This is a genomic window from Sphingosinicella sp. (assembly GCF_052387495.1).
Lineage (GTDB): Bacteria > Pseudomonadota > Alphaproteobacteria > Sphingomonadales > Sphingomonadaceae > Allosphingosinicella.
In genome coordinates this window covers 1-2,908 of the sequence record NZ_JBQTJC010000199.1, presented here as the reverse complement: position 1 = coordinate 2,908, position 2,908 = coordinate 1, and the positions used below count along the sequence as shown (strand labels likewise).

Below are 2,908 nucleotides of genomic sequence, written 5' to 3'. Positions count from 1 at the left end.
GGCACGGCGACGGCGTCGCGCCGCATCAGCCGTCCGGCCGATTCCTCCGGGTAGGACAGAGCTTCCTCGATCGCGGCGCGGTCGTCGGGGTCGAGCGCGCGCAGCACGGCGCGCTGCTCCTCCTCCTCCATGTCCTCGATGATCGCGACCGCGTCGTCCGTCTCGAGCTCGCCGGCGATCTCGGCCACTTCGTGAGGCTCGAGCGAGTCGATCAGCTCCTCGCGGACATGCTCGTTCATCTCGGCGAGCACGTCGCCGTCGAGCAGGTCGGCGAGCGCGGCGGCGAGCGCGCGGCGGTCGTCATGATCGACCAGCTCGAACAGGTCGGCGACGTCGGCCGGGTGGAGCGGCTCGACCAGCGCCCGCGCGCCCTCGGCGTCGCCGGCGTCGACCCGCTCGATCACCGCGCGGACGAATTCGGGCTTCAGCCGGTCGTCCGCGTCGAGCCGGGTGTCGGGCGCCGCCGCAGCCGCGGCCGCCTCGTCCGGGGTTTCGAGGTCGCTCTCGCTCATCTCGCTTTCCCCTGCCGAAGGTTATGGACCCGGGGGGCTTCCTAGGCCGGAGCGCTTGCCCTGTCGAGAAGGCGGGTGGCGCGGCGCGCTTCAGCGCATTAAGCACGGCCTTCGATCCCCATTCCGTTCGTCCTGAGCCTGTCGAAGGACATTCCTTCCCCCTTGCTGCACAAGAGAGGGAAGGACTTCGACAAGCTCAGTCCGAACGGGTCAATGCAATCAGGAGAAGCGGAAAAATGGCCGACGAGAGCAACCTGGTCTTCACCCTCGACACCGGCGACGGCGGCGGCGACGTCGTCATCAAATTGCGCCCCGATCTCGCCCCCGGCCACGTCGCGCGCATCCGCGAGCTGGCCGAGGAAGGCTTTTACGACGGCGTCGTCTTCCACCGTGTCATCGCCGGCTTCATGGCGCAGGGCGGCGATCCTTCGGGCACCGGCGGCGGCGGCTCGGACAAGCCGGATCTCAAGGCCGAGTTCAGCCGCGAGCCCCACGTCCGCGGCACCGCCTCGATGGCGCGCACCAACGATCCCAACAGCGCCAACAGCCAGTTCTTCATCTGCCTCGACGATTGCGGCTTCCTCGACGGCCAGTACACCGTGTGGGGCGAGGTCGTCGAAGGCATGGAGCATATCGACGCCCTCCCCAAAGGCGAGCCCCCCCGCGCCCCCGGCAAGATCGTCAAGGCAACGGTCAGGGACTGACCGCCCAAATCCTCCCCGAGATTTCTCGGGGAGGGGGACCATGCGCAGCATGGTGGAGGGGCCCCTCCACCGCACTTCGTGCGGTCCCCCTCCCCACGAAATCGTGGGGAGGATAAGGTGGGAATAAATAGGGACAGTCCCTCTTTTTCAGAGGAGTCAGCCATGCCCCACCCGATCACCCTGATCACCGGCGCCTCCGCCGGCCTCGGCGTCGAGTTCGCCGCGCAATGCGCCGCGCGCGGCGAGGAGCTGGTCCTCGTCGCCCGCCGCAAGGAGCGGCTCGACGCGCTGGCGAAGACACTCCCCACCAAGGCTCACGTCTTCCCCCTCGACCTCGCGCAGCCGGACGCCGCCGCCAGCTTGGTCAACGCCGTCGAGGCGGAAGGGCTCAGCGTCGCCACCCTGATCAACAATGCCGGCTTCGGCCTCGCCGGCAAGTTCGCCGCGCTCCCCCTCGCCCGCCAGAGCGAGATGATCGAGCTGAACGTCCGCGCGCTGGTCGAGCTCTGCCGCCTCGTCCTTCCGCCGATGCGGGAGCGCGGGGCCGGCGCGATCCTCAACGTCGCCTCGACCGCGGCCTTCCAGCCGGGGCCGAACATGGCGGTCTATTATGCCAGCAAGGCCTTCGTGCTGAGCTTCAGCGAGGCGCTGCACCACGAAATGAAGGGCAGCGGCATCAAAATCTCCTGCCTCTGCCCGGGCCCGACCGAGAGCGAGTTCAGCCAGGTCTCGGGCTCGAAAAGCCCCGCGCTCGAGCGCATCAAGGTCCCCGCCGCCCCCGTCGTCCGCGCCGGGCTCGCGGGGCTGGACAGGAACAAGGCGGTGGTCGTCCCGGGTCTGCCCAACAAGCTGACGAGTCAGGCCAGCCGCTTCCTGCCGAGGGCGACGATGCGAAGGCTGGTGGGGCGGATTAAGGTGTGAAGGCGATTTAGCGCCCAGATTGCTTACGGACGGGGTGGCACATTCTAGCACCCCTCCCTCCTCAGTTGCTTCCGCAAAAATATAACAAAAAACTTTCCTACAGCGTACCCTTTATGTTCTAAACTGCCGGATGGACCGGCACCCCGATTCGCTGGCGGCCGCGACCGCCTCTCCCGCCGCCCCCGCGCCCGCGCTTTTGCCGGGCTGCGCCTCCCCATCTTCGGAGGCCGCCGCCCGCCCGCGCCGGTTTTCGGGGCGGTATGACCCCCCTCGAACCATGTGACATTCGTGCCAGTCGTGTCAGTCGCGCCACTCATGCCAGTCGCTCCCGCCGCCGCGTTCCGGAGGGTACCGGCGCCACCCATGGCGACTGCGAACATTGGGACCATTCGCGGGCGGTTGCGGTGTCGGCCTTCTCTCGTTCCCCGGCGGTGGCCGGGGTCCAGGCCGGCCGGAAGGCCGGATTCCGGCGCTGGCGCGCTGTCGGAAGCTGACAAAGGCGACACGATGGCCCAGGTGAAGCGGTCAAGCTCGTCAGCTTCCGCGCCGTGGGTCGCCCACCGCCGGAAAATGCTGGCCCTGTCGGCCCGGGAAAATGCTCTTCCGCGCGGGAGGTCCTTTTTTCCGCCCATGGAAGCCGAAACTCTGAAACTTCCGTCCGGCCTGCGCCACATCGAAGGGCGTCTCGCGCGGCGCCCCGAAAGCCGGGGCCCCGCGGCCGGCGGGCCCCGCCCCCACCGCCCACGGGCGGGGGGCGGGGGGGTGGGCGCC

At 68.9% G+C, this 2,908-nt stretch carries 3 protein-coding genes; 2 read left to right on the top strand and 1 reads right to left on the bottom strand.

What is annotated here, in order from left to right; genetic code table 11:
• A partial coding sequence (locus ACT4N8_RS11120; RefSeq protein ID WP_444858190.1) for a magnesium transporter MgtE N-terminal domain-containing protein occupies window positions 1-512 on the bottom strand: 512 nt, incomplete at its 3' end.
• A 236-nt stretch (window positions 513-748) separates the two neighbouring features.
• On the opposite strand from ACT4N8_RS11120, the gene ACT4N8_RS11115 reads away from it, so the two are divergent.
• Together ACT4N8_RS11115 and ACT4N8_RS11110 are read left to right on the top strand one after the other, a co-directional pair.
• Complete coding sequence (locus ACT4N8_RS11115; RefSeq protein ID WP_444858189.1) at window positions 749-1,216, top strand: peptidylprolyl isomerase; 468 nt, start codon at window positions 749-751, stop codon at window positions 1,214-1,216.
• Between the two features lie 162 nt (window positions 1,217-1,378).
• On the top strand, window positions 1,379-2,137 hold the full coding sequence (locus ACT4N8_RS11110) for an SDR family NAD(P)-dependent oxidoreductase (RefSeq protein ID WP_444858188.1): 759 nt from the start codon (window positions 1,379-1,381) through the stop codon (window positions 2,135-2,137).
• Window positions 2,138-2,908 lie beyond the last annotated feature (771 nt).

What these genes read in the sequence shown, in the direction of transcription:
- ACT4N8_RS11115 (WP_444858189.1), top strand. Translation starts at nt 749, where the DNA reads ATGGCCGACGAGAGCAACCTGGTCTTCACCCTCGACACCGGCGACGGC.
- ACT4N8_RS11110 (WP_444858188.1), top strand. Translation starts at nt 1,379, where the DNA reads ATGCCCCACCCGATCACCCTGATCACCGGCGCCTCCGCCGGCCTCGGC.